We start from the raw sequence: 2745 nt of genomic DNA, 5'->3' as shown, positions 1-2745 counted from the left end.
GCCCTGGAAGTGCACGTACGCGCCCTTGCCGTCCGGCGTGGACCGCTGGTCGGACGTCGGGTAGCCCAGCCGGCCGCCCTCCCAGCCGGCCACGCCCCACGCATCCCGGATCGCCGCACCCAGCCAGTGCGTCCCCAGGCCCTGGGCCGAGTAGACCGAGCCGTGCTCGAAGTGCGCGTACCGGGCCTTGCCGTCGGGGGTGGTGCCGATCTCGGACACGGGGTAGCCCAGCGGCCCCCACTCCCAGCCGGTCGCCGCCCACTCGTCGTAGACGGCGCCGCTCACGGCGTGCACGCCCGTCGCGGGCGAGTAGTACAGGGAGCCCTTCGCGTAGTGCTGGAAGCACCCTCCACCCGCCAGCCCACACGTGACGTCACTGGTCGGGGCACCGAGCGCTCCCCCGGCGCCGCCGCGCCGCGCGTACTCGTCGGCGACGATCCGGCTGCCGATGTGGGTCGAGCCGAACCAGTCGGTGTAGCGCAGCCAGAAGTTGCGGTTGCCGTAGGCCGAGCACGAGTCGCCGGTCCCGGAGCCCGCCGCGAGCGCCGCGGCGTTGGGCTGGTAGGGCGTGTAGATGTAGAGCCCGGCGGTGGCCTGGTTGCGGATGTAGACCGGCGACGAGCCGCAGGCCGTGTTCGGGTTGTACAGGATGTTGACGGTCTTGCCCGCCTGGTACTGGTACCGCGTCCGGTTGGCCGCGTAGTACTGGAACCGCTGGGCAGCGCTGTACACCTGGTCGTAGAAGCCGGCGTAGGCCGGGTTGCAGTCGGCGGTGTCCGGGCAGCCGAACCCGGTGGCCTGGGCGTACCGCCTCGGGGTCAGGCCCGACCCGCTCGCGGTGACGAGCCCCTGCTCCTTCTGCAGCAGCACCAGGAGCACCTTCTGGCTGATCCCGCAGGCCCGGCCGACCTTGGCGATGATCGTGGCCGCCGTCTCGTTCGTCGCTCCGGTGTAGGTGCCGTCGCAGTACCCGTCGGCCTGGTGGGTGTAGGTGTTCTGCCGGTAGTCCTGCAGGCACGGGGTCTTGTCCGCTGCCGGGACGCAGTTGGGGTTCTTCTGCTCGAGGAAGGTCTGCACCTGCCCCGCGGTCATCGCCGAGCCGGCGAAGAACAGCTCGTCGTCGATGATGTGCCCGGCGACGAACTGACGGGTGTCCGCGGCCTGCGCGGGAGCCGACGGGGTGCTGCCGACGACGGGGACGAGGACGGCCAGGACGGCGGACAGCGCCACCAGGCCGGCGAGCAGCGCGGGCCGGAGGTGCCGGCCCGTCACGGGACGACCACGTCCAGCGGGTCGGAGGTCCCCGGAGTGCCACGGAGCGGCGTGTACTGCAACGTCGCCGTCCAGGTGCCCGACGACAGTCGGTCCCCGTCGATCGCCAGACCGCTGCAGACGGTGGTGGTGGCGTCGGCGAACCCGTCGACGCCCGCGGTGACCGTGGTGGCCCCGGAGGTCAGCGTGAGGGTGCACTCGCCGCCGTCCTCGATCACCGACCCGACCTGGCCGGCGGCCTGGACGGTGCCGGACGCCGCGTCCCACTCGGCGAAGGCCAGGGCCACGGTGGCGGCCGGAGCGGCCGGTGCCTCCGTCGTCTGCGGGGCCGGCGTGCTCACCGGGTCGTCGGCCGGAGCGGTGGCGGACGGCGACGCGGCGCCGTCCCCGACCGGGGACGGAGCGGGCGTCGTGGCGTCCATCTCCGGCTCGCCGGCCACGGTGGTGGCTCCGGCGCTCCCGTCCGGAGCCGCTGCGTCGGCAGCGCTCTCCGCGCCGCACCCCGTGAGGAGGAGGGCGGAGGCGGCCAGGAGGGCGCCGAGCCCTCGGGAGCAGACGTGCAGGGAGGAGGTCGTCATCGTGTCAGTCACCTTCGGAGTCGTGCCGTGCGGTGGCACTGCGGTTGCGTCGGTGCGAGGGCGCTGTCAGGAGGAGTAGGTGACAGTTCCCGTGGTCGCACCAGTACGCACAGTGATGTATCCGCCTTGGAAGTCGGTGCGCGACCCGCCGGTGACCGGGTAGGCGTCCGACGTGGGATAGCCCAGCCGGCCCTTCTCCCAGCCGGTGTCGGCCCACGCCTGGCGGACCGCCAGGGACAGCGCGTGCGCGCCGAAGGCCTGGGTGGCGTAGATCGACCCGCCCTGGAAGTGGGCGTACTCGGCCACCCCGTCCGGCGTGGTGCGCACGTCGGTGGTCGGGTAGCCCAGCTCCCCCTTCTCCCAGCGCTGCGCCTTCCACACGTCGCGCACCGCACCGCGCACCACGTGCGCCCCGGTCGCCTTCGACCAGTAGATCGACCCGCCCTGGAAGTGGACGTACGCGCCGAGCCCGTCCGGCGTCGCCCGCTGACTCGACGTCGGGTACCCCAGCGGCCCGTACTCCCAGCCGCTAGCCTCCCACGCGTCCCGGATCGCCGTGCCCAGCCACTGCGCTCCCGTGTCCGGCGTCCAGTAGATCGACCCGCCCTGGAAGTGCACGAACTGCCCCACACCACCGGCGGTCGACCCCACGTCGGTCGTCGGGAACCCCAGCGGCCCGGTCTCCCAGCCGGTGGCCTTCCACGCGTCGCGCACGGGACCGAACACCGCGTGCGCCCCGGCCGCCTTCGACCAGTAGATGGAGCCGCCCTGGAAGTGCACGTAGGCGCCCTTGCCGTCCGGCGTGGACCGCTGACTCGACGTCGGGTAGCCCAGCCGGCCGCCCTCCCAGCCGGTGGCGCCCCAGGCGTCGCGGATGGCCGTGCCCAGCCAGCGA

At 73.2% G+C, this 2745-nt stretch carries 3 protein-coding genes; all 3 read right to left on the bottom strand.

Annotated features, from left to right (window positions below; all coding sequences use genetic code 11):
• Window positions 1–1272 (bottom strand): LGFP repeat-containing protein (locus ACI79D_RS24870; protein WP_456921214.1); only part of this gene is annotated, 1272 nt, incomplete at its 3' end.
• A complete protein-coding gene (locus tag ACI79D_RS24865; protein WP_456921213.1) occupies window positions 1269–1850 on the bottom strand; it encodes a hypothetical protein in 582 nt (193 codons plus the stop codon). The genes ACI79D_RS24865 and ACI79D_RS24870, both read right to left, overlap by 4 nt.
• 66 nt (window positions 1851–1916) lie before the next feature.
• The coding region (locus tag ACI79D_RS24860) for an LGFP repeat-containing protein (protein ID WP_456921212.1) at window positions 1917–2745 on the bottom strand (829 nt) is incomplete at its 5' end.

The organism is Geodermatophilus sp. SYSU D00708, assembly GCF_054050115.1.
This window is presented reverse-complemented; position numbering and strand designations above follow the sequence as displayed.